This is a genomic window from Georgenia deserti (assembly GCF_042680605.1).
GTDB lineage: Bacteria > Actinomycetota > Actinomycetes > Actinomycetales > Actinomycetaceae > Allobogoriella > Allobogoriella deserti.
Map to the genome: position 1 here is coordinate 306,796 of NZ_JBHUEE010000005.1, position 20,429 is coordinate 327,224.

Annotated in this window: 15 protein-coding genes; 11 read left to right on the plus strand and 4 right to left on the minus strand. The window is 68.0% G+C overall.

The window, feature by feature from the left end; translation table 11 throughout:
* The first annotated feature begins 156 nt into the window (after positions 1 to 156).
* The gene (locus ACFSE6_RS11545) at positions 157 to 1,344 is read left to right on the plus strand and encodes a winged helix DNA-binding domain-containing protein (protein WP_388006831.1); all 1,188 of its coding nucleotides are present in this window, start codon (positions 157 to 159) and stop codon (positions 1,342 to 1,344) included.
* Positions 1,345 to 1,456: 112 nt separating this feature from the next.
* On the opposite strand, the gene ACFSE6_RS11550 is transcribed toward ACFSE6_RS11545, so the two are convergent.
* A complete protein-coding gene (locus ACFSE6_RS11550; protein WP_388006834.1) occupies positions 1,457 to 2,287 on the minus strand; it encodes an SDR family NAD(P)-dependent oxidoreductase in 831 nt (276 codons plus the stop codon).
* A gap of 223 nt (positions 2,288 to 2,510) precedes the next feature.
* On the opposite strand from ACFSE6_RS11550, the gene ACFSE6_RS11555 reads away from it, so the two are divergent.
* The 10 genes from ACFSE6_RS11555 (at position 2,511) to ACFSE6_RS11600 (ending at position 14,263) form a co-directional block, all read left to right on the plus strand.
* Complete coding sequence (locus tag ACFSE6_RS11555) at positions 2,511 to 3,584, plus strand: LacI family DNA-binding transcriptional regulator (RefSeq protein WP_388006837.1); 1,074 nt, start codon at positions 2,511 to 2,513, stop codon at positions 3,582 to 3,584.
* Between the two features lie 65 nt (positions 3,585 to 3,649).
* On the plus strand, positions 3,650 to 5,038 hold the full coding sequence (locus tag ACFSE6_RS11560) for an FAD-dependent oxidoreductase (RefSeq protein ID WP_388006840.1): 1,389 nt from the start codon (positions 3,650 to 3,652) through the stop codon (positions 5,036 to 5,038).
* A 2-nt stretch (positions 5,039 to 5,040) separates the two neighbouring features.
* On the plus strand, positions 5,041 to 5,967 hold the full coding sequence (locus ACFSE6_RS11565; protein WP_388006843.1) for an ABC transporter permease: 927 nt from the start codon (positions 5,041 to 5,043) through the stop codon (positions 5,965 to 5,967).
* Between the two features lie 10 nt (positions 5,968 to 5,977).
* A complete protein-coding gene (locus tag ACFSE6_RS11570; RefSeq protein ID WP_388006846.1) occupies positions 5,978 to 6,841 on the plus strand; it encodes an ABC transporter permease in 864 nt (287 codons plus the stop codon).
* Positions 6,842 to 6,899: 58 nt separating this feature from the next.
* On the plus strand, positions 6,900 to 8,453 hold the full coding sequence (locus tag ACFSE6_RS11575) for an ABC transporter substrate-binding protein (RefSeq protein ID WP_388006849.1): 1,554 nt from the start codon (positions 6,900 to 6,902) through the stop codon (positions 8,451 to 8,453).
* Between the two features lie 35 nt (positions 8,454 to 8,488).
* The gene (locus tag ACFSE6_RS11580) at positions 8,489 to 9,511 is read left to right on the plus strand and encodes an ABC transporter ATP-binding protein (RefSeq protein WP_388006852.1); all 1,023 of its coding nucleotides are present in this window, start codon (positions 8,489 to 8,491) and stop codon (positions 9,509 to 9,511) included.
* The gene (locus ACFSE6_RS11585; RefSeq protein WP_388006855.1) at positions 9,474 to 10,538 is read left to right on the plus strand and encodes an ABC transporter ATP-binding protein; all 1,065 of its coding nucleotides are present in this window, start codon (positions 9,474 to 9,476) and stop codon (positions 10,536 to 10,538) included. The genes ACFSE6_RS11580 and ACFSE6_RS11585 overlap by 38 nt, the downstream gene beginning before the upstream one ends.
* A 104-nt stretch (positions 10,539 to 10,642) precedes the next feature.
* Positions 10,643 to 12,091 (plus strand): Nramp family divalent metal transporter, encoded by a 1,449-nt coding sequence (locus ACFSE6_RS11590; protein WP_388006858.1) that lies wholly within the window; start codon positions 10,643 to 10,645, stop codon positions 12,089 to 12,091.
* 112 nt (positions 12,092 to 12,203) lie between these two features.
* Positions 12,204 to 13,193, plus strand: coding sequence for a Gfo/Idh/MocA family protein (locus ACFSE6_RS11595; protein WP_388006861.1), 990 nt, complete (start codon positions 12,204 to 12,206; stop codon positions 13,191 to 13,193).
* 5 nt (positions 13,194 to 13,198) lie between these two features.
* Positions 13,199 to 14,263 carry a Gfo/Idh/MocA family protein gene (locus ACFSE6_RS11600; protein WP_388006865.1) on the plus strand — a complete coding sequence of 355 codons (1,065 nt, stop codon included), beginning with the start codon at positions 13,199 to 13,201 and terminating at the stop codon, positions 14,261 to 14,263.
* Positions 14,264 to 14,353: 90 nt separating this feature from the next.
* Here ACFSE6_RS11600 and ACFSE6_RS11605 read toward each other — a convergent pair whose 3' ends face one another.
* The 3 genes from ACFSE6_RS11605 to ACFSE6_RS11615 all read right to left on the minus strand — a co-directional run bounded on the left by ACFSE6_RS11605 (position 14,354) and on the right by ACFSE6_RS11615 (position 20,030).
* Positions 14,354 to 14,641 (minus strand): hypothetical protein, encoded by a 288-nt coding sequence (locus ACFSE6_RS11605; RefSeq protein ID WP_388006868.1) that lies wholly within the window; start codon positions 14,639 to 14,641, stop codon positions 14,354 to 14,356.
* 308 nt (positions 14,642 to 14,949) lie between these two features.
* Entirely contained in the window at positions 14,950 to 16,413 is a 1,464-nt protein-coding gene (locus ACFSE6_RS11610) for an Lsr2 family DNA-binding protein (RefSeq protein WP_388006871.1), read from the minus strand.
* Positions 16,365 to 20,030 (minus strand): AAA domain-containing protein, encoded by a 3,666-nt coding sequence (locus ACFSE6_RS11615; protein WP_388006874.1) that lies wholly within the window; start codon positions 20,028 to 20,030, stop codon positions 16,365 to 16,367. The genes ACFSE6_RS11610 and ACFSE6_RS11615 overlap by 49 nt, the downstream gene beginning before the upstream one ends.
* Positions 20,031 to 20,429 lie beyond the last annotated feature (399 nt).

A 20,429-nucleotide genomic window follows, 5' to 3' on the forward strand; every position in this document is an offset into this window, starting at 1 on the left:
AGACGGATCGTGACGGCATCGACAGACCCGCAACGTCGGGGATGGCGCGCCAGGCACGCCCGCCGCGGTGCCGCCGGCCAACTGGAGCGAGTCGTCAAGCAGGAATGGAACAGCCGTCAGGCGTGAGCGGCCAGGGCCTTCGATACGCTGCTCTCAATGGCCGTGACGGTGCCCAACGACGACGTCATCGCGTTCCGCCTCCGTGCTCAGCACCTCGATAATCGCCAGGACGAGGACGGCCTGCTCGAGGCGACCGGTGCGTGCGGCGTGCAGAACAGCCCACCCGGGTCGGCACGGCTGGCGCTGCATGCCCGCGTGCAGGGGATGACGGCAGATCGGCTCGAGAACGCCGTCGGCGACAAGAGCCTGCTGCAGAGCTGGTGCATGCGCGGCGCGCCGTTCTACATCCCGACCACCGACGCACCGGTCTTCACCACCGGCGTGCTCCCGCCGACGGAGGAGGTGATGCGCCAGTTCATCCTCGGCGCCGGGCCGACCGTGGACAAGGTCGGTCTCACCCTGACCGAGGCGGTCGACTTGACCGAGGCGGAGATCGGGGAGGTCCTGACCGGGCGACGACTGGCCATCGACGAGCTCGGCGCGGAGCTCGCCCAGCGGATCGCCGGCAGGCTCCCGTCCGAGCAGCGGACAGTCTGGGAGGAGGAGGGCCCGCACGCCGCCGGTCAACCGATCGGCGAGGCCGTCGTGCACTTCTGCGTGCGCATCCTGACGTTGCGAGGAGTGGTGTGTTTCGCGCCGCGCGTGGGGAACAAAGCTCCCTTCGTGCTGGTCGAGGAGTGGCTGGATCAGCCGATCCCGGAGACCGACCCGCGCACCGCCCGGGCGGAGTTGCTGCGCCGTTACCTGCGGTGTTACGGCCCGTCGACCAGAGCGGACTTCGCCGCGTGGCTGGGCGTGCGCACCCAGGACGCGGACCATTGGTGGAGTCTGATCGAGGACGAGGTGACCGAGGTCGAGTTCAGGCGAGCGGCGTGGGTGCTCACCGAGGACCTCGACGCATTGCGCTCGCCTCCGGCGGTGCGCGGGGTCCGCCTGCTGCCGCCCCGCGACCCCTACACCCAGCTACGGGACCGCGAGACGATCGTGCCGCCGGCGTATCACCGGGAGGTGTGGAAGAAGGTCGGAGACCCGGGCACGGTCATGATCGATGGCGCGATCGTTGGCATCTGGCGTCCGCGTAAGAACGGCCGCAGGCTGAGCATCACAGTCGCGACTTTCGAGGCGCTGTCCGATCGAGATCAACAGCGCGTGCAGGCCGAGGTCGAGCAGATCGCGCCGTTGCGCGGTGCCAGCACGGCGGTCACGGAGTTCGAGACCGCCTAGCAACGCGGTGCGGGCGTCCGGCCCGGCTGGCAGCCGTGCCCGTGCCCGGCCCGCGCCCGCCGGGACGGCGACCACCCTCGTCCCTCGTCTGCGATTGCCGGCGCGTCGAACCTCACGCCGCCGCGGAGTGCCGCGCCGGCTCGCTGAGCAGTGACTTCATCTTGCCGGCGATCATCTCGGTGGCGCGCCTCGGGGCGAGGCGGGAGAGCAGGTCGAGCAGCCGGGCGTCGCTGCCGATGGTGACGCGGTAGGTGCCGGTCTCGACGGCCTCGATGATCTGCCGGGCGGCGAGCGGTGCGGGTGTCATCTTGGGCGTGGCCTTCTCGGCCGGTTGGTCGTGGCCGGCGATGTCGACGCCGGAGTTCGTGGCGATGCCGGTGGCCACGGCGCCCGGGAAGACGACGGTCACCCGTACCGGGGTGTCCTTGAGCTCGGCGTAGAGGCCCTCGGTGAAGAGCTTGACGGCCGCCTTGGAGGCCCCGTAGGCGGACTGGCCCGGGACCGGGGCGAGCGCTCCCATGCTGCTGACGTTGACCAGGGCTGCCTCGGGTCGGGCGAGCAAGTGCGGCAGGAACGCCTTGACGGGGTTGACCACGCCCCAGAAGTTGACGGCCATGACCTTCTCGATCTGCTCGTGGGTCAGGTCGGCGACGCGCACGAACGGCTGGATGATGCCGGCGACGTTGAGCAGGGCGTCGACCTGGCCGTGGGCGGCGAGGACGGCGTCGGGCAGTGCGTCGACCGCGGCGCGGTCGGCCAGATCGACGGCGTGGGTCGACAGCCGCGTACCGGCTGCGGCGAGGCGGGCGGTCTCGGCCAGTCCGGCCTCGCTGACGTCGACGCCGGCGACTCGGGCACCGCGCGCGAGCAACGTGAGCACCACCTCGCGCCCGATGCCGTTTCCGGCTCCGGTGACGACGAAGACCTTCTGGGGGATCTGCATGGTGGGCTCCTCGGCTCGTTTCGTGCTCTCATCGTCCGCCGCGCTGACCGGGTGGGGCAGGGCCGAAGGTCCTCCCTGATCTGGGCGAAACGTCCGCACGGCGTGCGGAGTTCGATGCGTCCGAGACTCTGCTTATGCGTATTGACAGCGACGACCAAGGCGTCCATGCTTATGGGCATAAGCAATGCAGCTGACGGGTGCTGAGGCCCAGCAAGGAGCAACGGTGCAGAGCAAGGACCGGCACGGTCCCTCGCGGACACGGCAAGCGGATATCGCGCGTGCCGCCGGCGTGTCCCAGGCGACGGTCTCGATGGTGCTCTCCGGCCGCACGGCGGCACGTATCTCGGAGGAGACCCGGCAGCGCATTCTGGCGCTGAGCGGCTCGCTCGGCTACAGCGCCAACCCTGCGGCTCGGCGGCTCGCGGGCGGGAAGAACCGCATCCTCGGGGTCTTCACCTACGAGCCGACCTTCCCGATCGCCGGGCTGGACCAGTACTACCCGTTCCTGCTGGGCATCGAGGCCGAGGCGGAGCGCCTGCAGCAGAACCTGCTGCTCTTCACCAGTGCCGGAGGCGGCGTGGGCCGCGCGCGAAGTATCTACGCGGACGGCGTCAATCAGCTCGGCATCGCCGACGGAAGCATCCTCCTCGGTCGCGGGGAGGACCGCGACGAGGTCGCCCGCCTCGCCCACGAGGGGTATCCGTTCGTCTACATCGGCCGCCGTGAGATCAGCGGCGCAGAGATCTCGTGGGTGACGGCCGACTACGAACGTGCCACCTACGACGTCGTCACTCGTCTTGCGGAGCTGAACCACCGGCGAGCGCTGTACATCGGTGTCAGTCATCCTGAAGAGCCGAACCTCGACCGGTTCGCCGGCTGGGAACGGGCCGTCCGCGACCACGGGCTCGAGACCACCGCCGCCCGCCCGGACCCGGACGCTGAACTCTCTGGCCTCATCCGCGAGGCGGTCGACGCCGGTGCGACGGCCGTGGTCATCGAAACCCCGGAGGACGGGGCTCGAGTCTTCAGAGCGATCAGGAAGCTCGGACTCGACGTGCCCGACGACCTGTCCGTCGCCGTCCTGGGAGACATGGCCATCCCGCGCGTGCGCAAGCATTCCTGGTCGGGTTTCGGCATGCCCTACGGCGACATCGGGACCGAAGCCGTGCGCGTACTCGTCGAGCTCATCACCGACAAGAGCGCCGGGCCGAAGAACGTCGTCCTGCCCTGCGCGCCCCGTCCCGGACGCACGATCGCCCAAGCACCCCGCCGGTCGAGAGGCGACCGGCCGACCTGACGGTCAGGCACAGCCGCCCAGCACGCCACGGGAAGGAACGTCCTTCCCGTCTCGGAAGGAGACACGTGAATCCCACAGCAACGCTCCACGTCGACGCGCCCGTCCGGACGAGCGTCGACGTCGCCGTCGTCGGCAGCGGGCCCTCCGGCCTCTCAGCTGCGATCAGCGCAGCACGGCGCGGCGCCCGGACGCTGGTGATCGAACGGTTCGGCTACGTCGGCGGAAATCTGACGGCAGGGCTGGTCGGTCCGTGCATGACCTCGTACAGCCTGGACGGCTCCACCCAGCTCATCAAGGGAGTGTTCGAGGAGCTCGTCCTGCGCATGGAGGAGCAGGGGCAGGCCATTCACCCGTCCAAGGTCCCGGCCAACAGCCCGTACTGCGGCTACATCACCTATGGCCATGACAAGGTCACCCCGTTCGAACCCGAGGCGGTCAAGCTCACCGGCCTGGACATGCTCCGTGAGGCCGGCGTCGAGATCCTGTTCCACACCAGCGTGATCGCCCCGCGGACCGAGGGCGAACGGGTCACCGGGTTGTTCGTGGCCAGCAAGTCCGGGATCGAGGCGATCGACGCCTCCGTGGTGATCGACTGCTCGGCCGACGCCGACGTGGTCGCCGGCGCCGGTGGCGAGACCGTGTACGGCCGGAACGAGGACGGCCTCGCACAGCCCATGACCCTCTTCTTCCGGATCGCCGGCGTGGATGACGCGGCTGTCGACAAGTACGTGACCGAGGCGCAGGAGTTCCGGCCCTTCGCCTCGATCGTCGAGAAGGCCCGTCAGAGCGGGGAGTTCACCATCCCCCGCAAGGGCATCGGTCTGTACAAGACGCTGCGGCCGGGGGTGTGGCGCATCAACACCACCCGCATCCTCGGGGTGAGCGGTGTCGACGTCGCGGACCTGACCAAGGCGGAGATCGAAGGGCGGGAGCAGGTCCAGCAACTCGTGGACTTCCTGCGCCGCCGCATCCCGGGATTCTCGGACGCGACGTTGCTCGACACCGCATCGACCATCGGGGTCCGTGAGACTCGCCGCATCGTCGGCGACTACACGCTGACTCTCAAGGACCTCGAGACGGGACGGCACTTCGAGGACGTCATCGGCACCTGCGGTTACCCGGTCGACATCCACTCTCCGGTCGACGAGGGCGGGCGCCTCGAGGACGACGAGACGGCCAACGTCTACGAGATGCCGTACCGGATGCTCGTCCCGCGCGACCTCGACGGCGTCCTGGTCGCCGGACGATGTGTCTCGGCCTCGCACGAGGCGCTGGCCGCCATCCGGGTCATGCCGCCCTCGTTCGCCATGGGCCAGGCTGCAGGAACCGCTGCCGCCCTTGCCGTGGCAGCCGGCGTCCAGCCGCGCTCGGTGGATGTCGCGACCCTCCAGCACCAGCTGCTCGAGGACGGTGCCTACCTGGGACCAGAGATGGTCCCGGAAACGGTCGGCTGACCATGGGGGCGCTCGTCATCAGGCGGATCGGCCAAGCCGTCCTCGTGCTGTGGGGCGCCCTGACGATCGTGTTCATCGTCGTCAGGTTGGTTCCGGGGGAGCCGGCTGCCTTGCTGCTCGGGCCGTCGGCCACTGCGGACCAGGTCGCCGCGCTGAACGCCGAGCTCGGTTACGACGATCCGCTCCTGGTCCAGTACCTGACCTACCTCGCCGATGCGGTCCGGCTGGACTTCGGCGACTCCAACCGCCTGCACATCCCGGCCATGGCAGCGGCCCTCGGACGGCTTCCCGCGACGATGACGCTGGCCTTCAGCGCCATGATCGTCACCATCGCCGTGGGATTTCCGCTGGGGGTCATGGCGGCACGCCGCCCGAAGAGCGCCGTCGGGCGAGCCGTCTCGACCCTGTCGCTCGCCTTCCAGGGCATGCCGCAGTTCTGGGTGGGGATCATGCTGGTGATCACCTTCTCGGCGACGCTCGGGCTGCTGCCATCCTCAGGATTCACCACCCCGCAGAGCCTGATCATGCCGGCGATCGCCCTGGCGCTGCCGTACATCGGGTGGCTGACCAGATCGGTGCGCAACTCGGTCATGGAGGAACTGGACCGTCACTACGTGCGCACCGCCAGGGCGAACGGACTCCCACCGCAGCGCATCTTCTACGGGCATGTCGTGCGGAACACGCTGATCCCGGTCATCACCGTGATCGGCCTGCTGCTCGGTGTCTTCATCGGCAGTGCGGTGATCGTCGAGCAGGTCTTCGCCTGGCCGGGAGTCGGCCGGCTCATGATCGAGGCGATCACCTACCGCGACTACTCGGTGGTCCAGGCGGCCGTCCTGGTGATCACGGCGCTGTACGTCGCGATGAACCTCGCGGTCGACCTCCTCTACAGCTATCTGGACCCGAGGGTCCGCTTCGGGAACGGGTGAGGAACCAGCCATGGCAACCGTTGCACTTCCCTCCGCGCGACGTCGCACCATCACCTTCTCCGTCGACGCACGGTTCGTGGCCCGCGCGGTGATCGCGCTCTACGTGCTCGTGGCACTCGTCGGCCCCCTCGTGGTGCCGTACCACGCCGGTGCGACGAGTACGACGGACCGGCTCCTGGCACCGGGCTCCACCCTGAGTGACGGATCCATCAGCTGGCTGGGTACCGACCAGGTCGGGCGGTCCATCCTCGCCCAGGTGATCTCCGGATCACGGATCTCCATGCTCATCGCCGCCACGACCGTCCTGGTCGCCGGTGCTCTCGGCCTCGTCCTCGGCCTCATCGCCGGCTACTTCGGCAAGTGGGGCGAGGCACTGATCATGCGGCTTGGCGACATTCAGCTGGCCTTTCCCAGCATTCTGCTCGCCATCCTCATCGCGGGCGTCCTCGGCCCGTCGGTCACCAATGTCATCGTCACGCTCGCCATCACACGCTGGGTCATCTTCGCCCGAGTCGTGCGGGCCTCGACCCTGGTGGCGAGCAAGAGCGAGGCGGTGGAGGGCGCCCGGGTCCTGGGGGTGAGCACCTTCTGGATCATCGTGCGCTACATCGTGCCGCGGGTCCTGGGCCCGCTCGCCGTGGCCGCCACGGTGCAGATCGGTCTGATGATCATCGCGGAGGCCTCGCTCAGCTTCCTCGGCCTCGGCGTCCCGCTGGACCAGGCGTCCTGGGGCTCGGTCATCGCCAACGGCCGTGACTATCTCTCGTCCGCGTGGTGGATCGCCGCCTTCCCCGGCATCGCGCTGGTGTGCCTCGTCGTGGCCACCGGCATGGCGACCGACAGCAAGCGTGCGGACAAGAACCAAGCCATGTGAGAGGTGCGCCGTCGCATCTCCCACCCCGAACCGAATCACTCGCTCGAAGGAGAGTTGGATGTCCACCCAGACCAGGAACAACACGCTCACAAGGCCGTTGGACCGCCGGGCCTTTCTCGGGCTGGCCGGCGCAGGGGCGGGAGCCTTCGTGCTCAGCTCGTGCGGGATGCAGTCCGGCAACGGTGACACGGGCGGCGGGGAGACAGCGCCGTTGCGTGCCGCCTTCGACCGGCCGATTCTCGATCTGAACCCGTTCGGCTCGGCCAACGTCGAGCAGGCGACACTGATGGCCGCGGCCCTGATCTTCGACTCACTCGTGGTCAGAACCGACGACGGGTTCGAACCGCACCTCGCCACCGAGTGGGATCAGCCCGACGAGAACACCTGGATCTTCACGCTCGGGGACGTCTCGTTCCGCGACGGCAGCCCCGTCACCGCCGAGGACGTCAAGGCCTGCATCGAGAACATTGCCGGCGGATCGACGCCCCAGGCCGCCCTGTGGGGCGCGCTCGACGCCGTCGACGCGACCGACGAGCGCACCGTCACCATCACCACGAGCTCGCCCCTCGGGACCATGCTGTCGAACCTCTCGCTGGTCTCGATCGTCCCGGCCGACGCCGTCGGTGACGAGAGCTTCTTCGCGACGTCACCGGCGGGCAGCGGCCCGTACGAGGTGGACTCCTTCACCGCCTCCGACCACCTCCACCTCAATGCGGTCGAGGACTACTGGGCGGGGGCGCCCGAGTCGCCGCGGCTCGAGCTGCCCTACATCCCGGAAAACTCCACACGGCTGACGGCGCTGCGCACCGGCGAGGTGGACGTGACCTGGTCCGTCCCGCCGGACCAGATCGCCCAGCTCGACGAGCCCGGACTCGAGATCGTCTCGGCGCCGAGCTTCATCAACTACTTCAACTGGTTCAACGCCAGCCGAGAACCGTTCGACGACGTCCGCGTCCGCCGAGCGATGTGGATGGCGATCGACGTCGAGCAGGTGGTCACCGATCTCTTCGGAGAGACGGCGGAGGTGGCCACGGCCCCGATCCCGTCCGCGGTGTTCGGCTACAGCGAGCAGGAGCCGTATCCCTACGACCCGGATCAGGCGCGCCAGCTGCTCGCCGAGGCCGGGCACCCGGACGGCTTCTCGACGCACGTCATGTGGGCGCAAGGAGTGGCCCCGCAGATCCGGCCGCTGGCGGAGTCGTTCGCCTCGTACTGGCAGGAGATCGGCGTGGACGTGGAGCTGCAAGAACTGGAGCAAGCCGAGTGGCTCGACCGGCTCCTCGCGCTGGACTGGGACATGGACCTGCAGAACGCGGCCAACGCCACCGGCGACGCCGACTACACACTCGGGCGGCTGTACACCACCGAGGCCAACCGGATGGGCTACTCGAACCCGGATCTCGACGAGATCCTGGGCAACGCGCGCAGCATCACCGACCAGGACCAGCGGGCCGACCTGTACGCCCAGGCCTGCCAGATCATCTGGGACGACGCAGTCGGCATCTTCCCGCTGCAGGTGCTGGCCACCTACGGCGTGCGCGAGGGGGTCGAAGGGTTGGAACCCGCACCGAACAACCAGCCGAACTTCGTCCCGGTGTCTCGGTCGTCATGAGCGCCGCGGCCGTGACATCACCGAAGGAGGGGGCCGTGGGCCAGGAGGAACGAGCCGCGCTCGCGGTGGACCACCTGTCGGTGGCCTACCGCAGCGGCGAGGAGGTCTTGGGCGCGGTGCGTGAGGTCTCCTTCCACGTCGGCCGCGGCGAGACGGTGGCGCTCGTCGGTGAGTCCGGCAGCGGCAAGAGCACGATCGGGTTCGCGCTCATGGGCCTGCTGCCCGACGCGGGCGAGGTGACCGACGGCAGCGTCCAGTTCCTCGGGCGGCCGCTCGAGATCGGCTCGGATGCTGAGCTCGCCACCATCCGGGGCCGGCAGATGTCGATGGTGTTCCAGGACCCGCTGACAGCCCTCAACCCGGTGCTCACCGTGGGCAGGCAACTGGCCGAGCTGTTCACCGTCCACCAGAAGGCGAGCCGCCGTGAGGCGTGGCGGCGGGCTGTCGACCTGCTGCGCATGGTGAAGATCCCTGATCCGGAGCGGCGGGCGAAGCAGTACCCGCAGCAGCTCTCGGGTGGCATGCGCCAACGCGTGGTCATCGCGATGGCACTGGCGCTCGGACCGAGTCTGGTGATCGCGGATGAGCCGACGACGGCGCTGGATGTCACCGTCCAGGCCCATGTGATGGCGCTGCTGGAAGACCTGGCGAAGCAGACCGGAGCCGGGACACTGCTCATCACCCACGATCTGGGCGTGGTCGCCTCCTACGCCAAGCGGGTGTACATCCTCTACGCGGGCCAGGTCATGGAGCGCGGGCCGATCCGGTCCATCTACGAACGGCCCGCCCATCCCTACACGGTGGGCCTGCTGGAGTCGGTGCCGCGGGTCACCGGCGAGCAGCAGGACCTGCAGCCGATTCCCGGCAGTCCGCCCAACCTCTCCGACGCGGTGACCGGATGCCCGTTCCACCCCCGGTGCCCCTTGGCCACCGAGCGGTGCCGGGCGGAGACACCGGCGATGACCCCGGTGGCCGAGGGCCGTGCCGCCGCATGCCACTACGCGAAGGAGGTGTTCGCTGGTGACCACGACGACCGACTCCGTGCTCCGCGCGACTGACGTCACCTGCACGTTCAAGCTCCGAGGCAGGCTGCTGCGCCGAGGGCGGCAGCAGGTCGAGGCGGTGGCTGGTGTGAGCCTCGACGTGGGGCCGGGCGAGGCCGTGGGCCTCGTGGGGGAGTCCGGGTGCGGGAAGTCGACGATGGCCAGGGCGATCGTCGGCCTCGAGCCCGTGACGAGCGGGTCGGTCGAGGTGTGCGGTCAGGACCTCGGCTCGTTGCCGTCGCGGCAGCGGCGGGAGGCGCGCCGGAACGTGCAGCTCATCTTCCAGGACCCGTACTCGTCGCTGAACCCGGACATGACCGTGCGCGACCTGCTGTGTGAGGGCTGGCGCGCGCACCCCGGCATCGTCGAGCCGAACGACTGGGACCGCCGGGTGGACGAGCTGCTCGAGATGGTGGGGCTCAGTTCGCAGCACGCCCGGCGCAAGCCGCGCGCGTTCTCCGGCGGCCAACTGCAACGCATCTCGATCGCCCGCGCCCTCAGCGTGGAACCGCGCCTGCTCATCGCCGATGAGGCCGTCTCGGCGCTGGACGTCTCGGTGCAGGCTCAGGTGCTCAATCTGCTCGACGACCTGCGGCGGCGCCTGGGCCTGGGCATCTTGTTCATCTCGCACGACCTGTCCGTGGTCCGGCACCTGTGCGACCGAGTGGCCGTGATGTACCTCGGCAGGATCGTCGAGACCGGCTACACCGAGGAGGTGTTCGCGCAGCCGACGCACCCGTACACGCAGATGTTGCTGGAATCCGTGCCGGACCTGTTCCCGTGGGAGTCGGGGCGGAAGGAGCGACTGCCGGAGACGGGGGAGCTGCCCTCACCGATCGACCCGCCCTCCGGTTGCCGATTCCGCACCCGTTGCCCGCTGGCGGAGGATCGGTGCGCGGCCGAGGCCCCGTTGCTCGAGCCGACCGTCGCGGACGCACCACGCCATCTGACTGCCTGTCACTTCGCCGAGGAGGCGCGAGCTGGTGCGTGGCATCGCGCCGGACCCGAGAGCGGGGTGGCGGCGAGCCCACACCTGGCCTGACCTGTCCCGCGGGGCACGACCGCCGCCCATTGACGTGCAAACGGTTGCACGTCAATGTGACGCCCACTCCGAGCATTCGATGACGAAGCAAGGAATGAGGGCCCATGTCAGAGCGCAGCAATTCGTCTCCATCCGAGGTGGTGGCGAGCGAGATTCCCAGCCATCAGCTCCCGGCGGTGACGTACCGGGATATGCCGGAAGCCCCATCGTTCTGGAAGATCATGGGACCCGGTCTCGTGCTTCTCGCCGGCGCGGTCGGCTCCGGCGAGTTCGTCTTCTGGCCCCTGCTCGCATCCGACATCGGACTGGCCCTGTTGTGGGCGGCATTCCTCGGCGTCTTCCTCCAGTACTTCTTGAACACCGAGGTTCAGCGGTACACGTTGGCCACCGGGGAAACCGCGATCACCGGCTTTGCCCGGTTGTGGAAGCCCTGGGGGATCCTGTTCGCGACACTTCCGATCGTCGGGTTCCTGTTCCCCGGCATCGCGACCAGCGCGATGACGGTGCTCACGTACGCCACGGGCTGGGGCGACCCCGTCATCCTGACGATTCTGGGTCTGCTTGCGATCGGGATCGCGTTCAGCATCTCGCCGGTGATTTATCAGACCTTGGAGAAGTTCCAGTTCGTCGTCGTCGGCATCACCTTGGCCTTTCTCGCCGTCGCCGTCGTGATGGCGACGACGCTCGCCGACTGGGGCGAAGCGACCCGAGGCCTCGTCTCGTTCGGGCATATCCCGGCAGAGGTGGATGTGCTCGTGCTGTTCGGCGCCGTGGTGTACGCGGGTTCCGGCGGCCTCGGCAATCTCACGGTCAGCAACTGGATCAGGGACAAGAACTGGGGGATGGGTGCGCACATCCCGCGGGTCGTCTCACCGATCACCGGTGCCGAGACCTCCGCGCCCTCGCTCGGGCACTTCTTCCCGCAGGACGAGGCGAATCTGACTCGCTGGAACCGGTGGTGGAAGTTGGCCAAGCGAGAACAGTTCTGGCTCTTTCTCGTCCTCGGAACCCTCTCGATCGTTGTCCTGTCCGTCCTGGCGTACTCGACGGTCTTCGGCCAGGACGTCCCGGAAGGGGATCTTGCGTTCCTCCTGGCCGAGGGCCAGGCATTCCAGGACGCTGTCGCTCCATGGTTCGGGACGTTGTTCTGGGTAGCGGGCTTCTGCATTCTGTTCTCGACGGCGGTCGGGAACCTGGACATCGCTGCGCGGGTGGTCGGTGACTCGTTCAAGGTCGGCCCGCTCCGCGAGAGCACGTTCTGGTCCGAGAGCAAGATCTACCTCACCGCGATCTGGCTCCAGGTGCTGTTCGGCGTCGGAATTCTGGCCGCCGGGCTGACCGCGCCGGTCCTTCTGCTGAGTTTCAGTGGTCTGGTGGGAGGTCTGGTGATCTTCTTCTCCTCGGCCCTGATCATCAAACTCAATCGCAAGGCACTGCCCAGGACCATCCGGATCGGCGGGTTTCGGCTCGCCATGATGATCCTCGCCGCGCTGTTCTACGGCGCGTTCGCGGTATACGTCGTCGTCGACTCCGTCGGCAGCCTGATCGGTTGAGGCCCGGATGTCCCTCAGACAGCTTTCCTTGCGCATTCTCGTCGCCCTGTGCATCTGGGTGGCCCTGGTGTTCGTCGTCAAGCTTGTCGGCCTGTTGTGAAGGAGATGCCCTATGCCCGTTCGTGTCGCTGTGGTCGGAGCCGGCTTGATGGGTCGGTTGCACGCGGAGATCTATCAGGCCGAACCGGGAGTGGATCTGGTCGCCATCGTCGAGCCGGACCGCTCCGCGCACGCAGAGCTCAGCGCCAGGTTCCGGGTGCCGGTGCATGGCGACGTCGGCGATGTGCTCGACGCGGTCGACGCCCTGAGCGTCTGCACTCCGGACGACATCAGGCGTGACATCCTCCTTCCGGCCTTCGCGCGGGGCGTGCGGGTCCTCGTCGAGAAGCCGCTGGCGACGAGCCTCGAGGAGGCGGACGAGCTGATCGCCGCCTGCCCCAGCCCGGACGCCTTGATGGTGGGCCACCTCCTGCGCTTCGACCCGCGGGTGGCGATGGCTCGCGCGGCCCTCGAACGCGGCGACGTCGGCGAGGTCTGGGCCGTGCGGTGCTGGCGGAACAACTCGACGGCGGTCGGGGACCGGATCGCCCCGCGGACGTCGGTCGACTGGTTCCTCGGGATCCACGACGTCGACCTCGTGCGACATGTCACTGGATTGGAGATCACGTCCGTCCGCGCGACGGCGAGCAGCGTGCGCAGTCACAGCCGCGACCTCGTCCGAGGCGAGCTGACGTTCGAGAACGGACGGACGGCCCAGGTTTCGTGGTCCTGGCTGCTGCCGCCGCAGCGACCTTCGGGCCTGCACGCCGGCATCGAGGTGATCGGCAGCGACGGAATGGTCGAAGTCGATCTGTCCCACAACGCGGTCGCGCTCACCACGGCCGGGCTCGGACGGCAGACGTATCTCGACACGTACCACTGGCCGGCACAACAGGGTGTGCCGGCCGGGGACCTTCAGGCCGAGATTCGCGCCTTCCTCGCTACCTCGCCCGGATCGGCTCCGCCGGTGACCGCGGCCGACGGCCGCAAGGCCGTCGCGGTGGTCTCGGCGATCGAGTCCTCAACCATCTCAGGCCGGACCGTCGATGTGGCGAGGGGCTGACGGCGATGAACGAATCGATGGACACCCGGGCGCCGGTCACCGCGGACGGACGGACGGTCGGTGTTGCCGTCATCGGTGCCGGGATCATGGGGACGGCGCATGCCGCATCGGCCGTCGCCGACCCGAGGGCGCGAGTGGTCGGGGTCGCAAGCCTCCCACTGGACGGTGCGCGCGAACTCGCGAACCAGTGCGGCGCCGAGGAGGCCACCGACGACTACCGCCATCTCCTGTCCCGTGACGATGTCGATCTGGTGTGCATCGCCACCCCGGACAACCTCCACACCGAGATCGCGGTCGCCGCCGCCGAAGCCGGCAAGTCCTTCCTCGTCGAGAAGCCCTTGGCGACGAGCCTGGCGGACGCGGACAAGATCATCGCCGCGGTGGAGCGCAGTGGCGTCAACGCCATGACCTGCTTCAACCACCGGTGGATCCCGTCCTATGCAGCCGCCCACGAGGAGGTCGCACGTGGCGGTCTCGGCACACCGCGGATGGCCTACGCCCGGAAGAATGACCGGATCTTCGTACCCACGCATATGCTCAGCTGGGCCCCGGGTACGACGCCGGCCTGGTTCCTCTCCAGCCATGACATCGACCTCGTCTGCTGGTACATGGGGGAGCCGGCCGTCGAGGTCTACGCGACCGCGGTGCGAGGCGTCCTGCACAGTCGCGGGATCGAGACTCCGGACGCCGTCCAGGCGCAGGTGCGGTTCGCCGGCGGGGGTGTCGCGACCTTCGAATCCTGCTGGACGTACCCCGACACGTTCCCCACCATGACGGACTCCTTCATCGAGGTCGTGGGGACGGCCGGCGTGATTCATCTGGACCGGAAGGCGGACCAGCTCGAGGTCTCCACCGCGGACCGCTACGAGTACCCGCGCACTTCGATCATGCCGACGATCCACGGCAGGCAGAGCGGCGCGCTGGCCGCCGCGGTCTCCCACATGGTCGACTGCGTGATCACGGGAGCCGAACCACTGATCTCTTTGGCCAGTTCGCGCCACGTCACCGCCATCCTCGACGCGATCCACCACTCCATCGACGCCGGCGGGAGTGTGCCGGTCGAGCGCTGATTGTTGGCGGTGCCGCGGTCGCGGCAGAGGTGCCTCAGCCGAACGGCGCGCGGTGCATGTCCCGCACGATCGCGTGCGCCGTCCGCTTGATCATGCTCGCCAGGCGGGCCTCGTCCCCAGTGGCGTTGGCGCTCGTGCCCTCCGTGCTCTGTATGACGGCGCGCCCTGGCGCACGAGTGACTCGTAGGCGCGGACCTGGTCGGCGGCGGTGACCTCGCCGCCGCCACCGTCGCCGTCGTCGGTGCCTCCGCCGCGGGCGCTGGACTGCCCGGACCCGCCGCAGGCGGCCAGGGCGAGCACGGCCGCCAGGGAGGCGGCCGGTCCGCGCAGACGACGGCGGCGCTGGGCCGGACGGGCTGGGGGACGGAACGTGGTCACCGCGGGTCCTTCTCTCGATACGACGGCTGTGCCGTGCAGGCGGCCAGCGGACTCAGGGCTGGGCCCGGTGGCCCGTAGGGCACCGTGGCGCTTGCTCCCGTGTTGCGCTCTCCAGCGCTGCCGCCTTCTGGTGACGCTACGGCGACCATTCCGTGGAGTCGAAGGTCACGGGCCGTCTCGTGCGGGGGCGGTCAAGCGGGGTTCGGCTGCGGCATGTTGTCACGTGTCAAGGACCTTTATGCGGCTCGCTATGCGAGTGGCAAGACTCTCAACGTAGGCCCCCGGGTCGGTGCTTAGTTCTGCTGCGGCTACCGAAGGTGGCCAGGGAACCAGTTCTCGGGCGCCACCCGCATCACGAACACCGGAACGTTGTCCCGGCACGTCACAAGGATGCCTGAGCTGTCGATCTTGAACGCGCCGCCATGCGGCCGGGCGCGTTTCATCGCCTCAAGTACTGCGCGGGCAGAGCTCTCGCCGACGGCAGACTCGAGATCGATGCCGCCACCACGAGGCCGCACTTTGCCCTGGTAGTCCAACTGGTAGCGCTGGCCGGAGCGCCAAGCTTCATCCACGTCTGCGGGTGATGGGGTTGACTCTTTGGTCGACACCAAAGGCGGAGTTCGCCGCGCAATGCTTGGTGTGGCCGGTGACGAGGGCGTCTCCCGGGCTTCACGGCCCTCCCCGTGGGCGGCGTCGTAGGCCCGCTTGAGCTCTGGAGCGAGGCGGCCCCTCTTGCCGACCGCGATGTTGTTTGCTCGTGCCCAGCGGCGGATGACGGCCGGCGGCACGGCGTCGAACGTGGAGCCGGATTCGCACGCAGGGTCACGGCCCGATGGATGCGGGGACGCCTCCATGTCTGTTGCTGCTATCGGCTCGTCGCGCGCCGGGCTCTCCACGCTCGCAGGTGTGGGGTCCGGCTCGTCGTCGTGCCGAGTGATCGAGGACGCTGCCCGCGCAGCCTCCTCGGCCTCGCGTTCCAGGCGAGCGAGCCGCTCAGCGGCGAGCTTCTCATCCTTCGCACGCCGGCGTTCCTCACTCTCCGTCGCGCGCCTCTTCATCTCCTCAAGTCGATCCCATAGTGGCTGCATCGCCATGTTCGGGTCGAGGTAGTAGGCGGACGCGCGCACGCGCCAGAACGTCCAGCCAAGCCGTTCAAGCACACGCTGGCGTCGTACGTCTTCATCCCACTTGTCGGGACCGTGGAATGAGTCGCCGTCGCACTCGACTGCCAGTCGTTCACCCTCAGCCACGGTGACGACGAAGTCGATGCGGTAACTGCCGACGCGGTGTTGCGGTTCGACGCTGTAGCCACGATCGAGCATCTGGGCTAGCACGTCGCGCTCGAACTTCGACTCGGTCAGATCGAAGAGGTCGTCGTGAGTCGCACGAACACGAGAATCGCAGACGTACTCGATGAGCTGCCGTCGCTGGTCCTGTGGGTTCAGCGTCGAGGGGTCGACGGTGTAGAAGACCCACAGTTGGTCCTGGGCGCGGGACGCTGCAACGTTTGCCCACTGCTCGTGCATGGCACTCGTCGCCGCGTATGAGTTGTCGTCGGCGACGACGGAGATGAAGACGATGTTGCGCTCGTCGCCCTGAAATACCGGCGGGTTGCCCACCCGCAGTCGGCGCCTTTCGTACTCCTCGGGACCCAGGCGTTTCACAAGCATGCTCTCGATGATCTGCGCCTGTGGCCCGCTCATCATCGTGACTACACCGAACGTCAATCCCTCGTAGTGCGGATCAGCGACGCACTCGGCGACCTGCTCCACCAGCACCTCCGCCTCGCGGCGGTTGACCCGGTGGATCCGACTCTGACCGAGGCGCCGTCGGACACATGCACGGCCCGAAGTGGAGCGCCGATCTCCGGGACAGTCACTTCCCGCAGAGGGAGCACCTTGCCGTTGTAGTACCGGTTGGAGAACGCGATGATCTCCGGCACGCAGCGGAAATGCTCCCGCAGGAGGATCGTGGATGGGAACGCACGACCGGAGACCGAGTACAGGGACTCGTCCATCGTGAGCAGCGACTTACCCTGCAGGTCAGCGATGAACTGGCCCTGCAGGTCGAAGATGCGCTCGGTCCTCACACCGACGGCCTGCGGTGAGGTTTGCTTGTCGTCGCCCACGACGACGGACTTCTCGCCCAGTGCGAGGACGCCGAGCGACAGTAGGTCACACTGCGAGGACTCATCGACGATTACCACATCGAACGGGTCGGACACGCGGGGGTCGAAGTTCTCAAGCACGCGATAGATCGGCATGATCCACACGGGGACAGATCCCATGGCCTCGGGGAGGGCTGTCCGAGCTTGAGCAAGGTAGCGTGGCGCGTTCTTGCCCGTGCCCTTGCCGGCTCTCCGGGTGGCGGTGAGCCAAGTCTCCAGGGCGCGGCGTTGCCGATCCCTGGTATTCCGCTTAAGCCTGACCCTTGCCGACCTGCTGGCGAGGTCGACTACGAGCATTCGGAGGTCGGTGGCTTCTTCATGTGCACGCTCCATCAGGCGTGCTGTGTCGGACTCGGCGTGGAGCCCTGCGAGCCAGGTCCGCGCGGCGGCCAGGGTCCACGCCGTGGATGCGTCCCGCGGGTCGTCGATCACCGTCGAGTCGCCGCCGGAGCCGAGGATCGCATGAGCCCAGACTGGTGCACCGGCATCGGCGATACGTCCGGCGAGCTCGGTGCGGCGGCTCAGGCGGGGGCGAAACTTCGCAAGGCGGTCCGCCTCCATCTGTGCCTGCTCCCACCGCCCCAGCTCTCGCATCTGGAGAGCAGACTCGAGGTCCCCCCAGAGGCCCGACGCGTTGTCTTGCGCACGTCGATCGGCCAGACGGGCTTCGAGGTCGGCCACCTGGGCGCTGAGCTCGCGCTCGTCCAGTCGTGCCGCCGCCGAGGAGATCAGCTCCGCGACCCGTCGTAGAGACTCGACGGAGCCGGCAGGGTCAGTGAACGTCGTCAGGGGTATCAGGCGTGCAGAGAGGTACGGGTACGTCTGACTCCACCACCGGTGCACGACGGTCACACGCGCGACGAGCTGCTCCGCCTCGAACCGGAAGCGCGATCCGCCGTCTGGAACAGGGAGCCCGAGCGGTTCGTACGCGCTCGCCATCAGGCGGCGGATCTCGACCTGGATCGTGCGGAGACGAACCGCCCACGCCACCCGGTCGACCTGTTGCGCCGAGGTGACCGGATAGCCTCCGATGCGGACCTGGTCGCTGAGTGCCTTCAGGTCGCGTGCGCCAAACAGGGGGATCTTCTTTCCGGCGGCGAGGCGCTCGGACCATTGCCGCAGCAGCGGCAGCTGGACGTTTGGGGCCCCATCGGGGACCTCAATCTCCTGACCCGCCACCCACGACGTCATGGACCGCGCCTCGTCGAGCTTCGCCTGCAGAGTCTGGTTGTGCTCTAGCGTGAACGTGACGGCGGGGTTGGCACTTCGGATGGCTCGAGCGAGGTCCTGTTCCCATGGACCGGACAGGCTCGCGAGCGCCCGGGCCTCCTGGGCCGCCATCTCGGCTATGGCCTCGAGCTCGTCACGACTCAAGCGGTCGACGGCGTCAACGCGCAGCCCACTGGACTCCAGGGACGCCACGGCGGACTGCAGGGCGTCGACTCGCTCGAAGGTCTGACGCAGCTCGGCAGCTGTAGGCAGCCACGAGTCGACAGGGAGGTCGAGGACCGCCTGTTCGGCATCGGAGGCCTCGATCGAGCGTGACAGGTCCCGAAGCTCGGTCAACTCTCCCGCCGTCAGAGGGACCACAGATTCTGGCGGCACGGGGTCGGAGATGACGTCGACGTCGCGGTGCTCGCTGATCCATTCGGCGACCTGAGGGGCGCGTGCGGGCCCGGTCGGCAGCGGGTATTCGCGCTGCTCACTGCGCAGCGCCTCGACGAGAGCGAGGTCCGTCCGCCTCAGGTTCTCGCGGATCTGGTCGATCATCTCGCCGAGCTCGGCGATCCGCCTTTCCTCCCGCACGGGCTCGATCGCGGATAGCGAGTCCTGCATCGACTGGGCAGAGCTGCGTAGCTCTTCCATCGCCGCGGGCGTCGACCCGAGGACGGCGATCGACAGGTCGCGGAGTTCCTCCGGGATCTTGTCGCGCAGCACCCGGAGCGCCTGATCGTTCTGCGCCGTAACGAGCACGCGCTTGCCCTGTGCCACCAGGTGCGACAGCAGGTTGACGATCGTGTGGGACTTGCCGGTGCCAGGAGGCCCCTGCACTGTCACCCCGCGGGAGTGCGCGAGCTGCCGTGCGATCCTCTCCTGGTCGTCGTTGGTCGGGAGCGGCATCAGTATCCTGCTGGCCGTCCCGTCGTCGGCGTCGACGTCGTGCCCGATCGAGCGAAGTGCGTCGTCTACCAGGTCCTTATCGGCCACTACGGACGCGAGGGCGTCCGGTACGCGCTCGGTCTCTCGCAGCTTTCCGGCAAGCTCGTCGTAGAAGCGCTCTTGGCGCAAGGGACGCTTGCGCATCATCAGTACCCAGCCGTCGTTGAGCATCGGCGTGCTGCCCACGGGAGCCGGGTCCGTGGAATCGGTCAGTAACGCGTCGAGCCCCAGCGGCGCGATCAGCTTGCGACGAACTTCCGCGAGCTCGCCGGCAGACCACGGGTCTGGGGGATATTCGCGCGTCTTGGAGCGAAGACCGACGAGGTCTTCAAACCCGTCGAGTCCCGTGCCTTCCAGCGCATCGAGCTCAAGCTCGACCGTGTGCTCTGGGCTGATGCGCAACGTTCCGTCATTCGTATCCATGTCCACCACGACTGGCGTGGTCAGCAGGGGAGCCACAACCGAAGCCCCCTCGCCGCGGTATGAGATGACAGCGTGGCCCCACACCACCTCGTACTGGTCTTGTTCGGAGTCGGCACGGAGGTGGAGTGCGTAGAGCTTGCTGTAGAGCGACCTGGCAGCGAAGTCCGGAGTAACCGACTCGACCCAGGCGGCCCAGGTCGTGGAGCGCCATTCGCAGAAGGCCTGGTCAATCTCCTCACGAAGGTCTGCCCGGCGCTGCTGCACCTCGTCAGCAATGGCCTGGACGTGGTCGAAGTCCTGCTGGTCGGTAGGTATGTCGCCCGGCACCTGGCTGCGGACCCAAGCGTCGATGGCGTCCGAGCGGACCCTGGGTTCTTGACTCGGCTCACAAATCGAGTCCCTATCGATGAAGGGATCGAGCGCGTCAGGCACCTCGACCGGATCGGGTGCTGGCACCCGTCGCACCTGCAGCCATGTGGGCCGCTCCTGCGTCGGACCTAGGAGAACCGATCGATGGCTCGGGACGTCCTTCGGCCACAACGTGAACTCGTGCTGGCGCACGTCCCGGACCGGCGCGGGCCCGATCTCGCGCGCCACCGCTGATAGGTAGTCGAGCAGCCGCGAACTCTGGTCGACCACGCGGTGATGTGCTTCCGTACCTGCTTGACTCAATACTCGAGCCCTTTCATGCTGCTGGGTCAGCTCCACCATGCCGTGCGCGACAGGGCAAGTCGTCGATCCAGGACGTTGCCGGATGAGCCCTAGGCGTCAGCTTCAGTATCTCGTCCACCCGCCGCAGCCGGGCGCTTTCCGAGACAAGCTGCTGGGGTCGACAAAGCGCATCAATTCCGAGCCGTGTCGCCGGTCGAGTCCCATGTCATCGTTCGTTGCTCGCTCGATGCGGGACCGGCCGTCGTCACGATTGTTCCTGCTCGATGCGCAGGGGGGTGTCCCTATCTCTGCCGTCAAGCGGCGGCGGGGGTGGGTGGGTCGTAGAAGGCGCCGTTGCGGAGCATGGCGTGTAGGACGTCGATGCGA

Bases quoted from the DNA above. Each gene is read 5' to 3' on its own strand.
- ACFSE6_RS11545 (WP_388006831.1), top strand. From the start codon at position 157: ATGGCCGTGACGGTGCCCAACGACGACGTCATCGCGTTCCGCCTCCGT.
- ACFSE6_RS11550 (WP_388006834.1), bottom strand. From the start codon at position 2,287: ATGCAGATCCCCCAGAAGGTCTTCGTCGTCACCGGAGCCGGAAACGGC.
- ACFSE6_RS11565 (WP_388006843.1), top strand. From the start codon at position 5,041: ATGGGGGCGCTCGTCATCAGGCGGATCGGCCAAGCCGTCCTCGTGCTG.
- ACFSE6_RS11570 (WP_388006846.1), top strand. From the start codon at position 5,978: ATGGCAACCGTTGCACTTCCCTCCGCGCGACGTCGCACCATCACCTTC.
- ACFSE6_RS11575 (WP_388006849.1), top strand. From the start codon at position 6,900: ATGTCCACCCAGACCAGGAACAACACGCTCACAAGGCCGTTGGACCGC.
- ACFSE6_RS11590 (WP_388006858.1), top strand. From the start codon at position 10,643: ATGTCAGAGCGCAGCAATTCGTCTCCATCCGAGGTGGTGGCGAGCGAG.
- ACFSE6_RS11595 (WP_388006861.1), top strand. From the start codon at position 12,204: ATGCCCGTTCGTGTCGCTGTGGTCGGAGCCGGCTTGATGGGTCGGTTG.
- ACFSE6_RS11600 (WP_388006865.1), top strand. From the start codon at position 13,199: ATGAACGAATCGATGGACACCCGGGCGCCGGTCACCGCGGACGGACGG.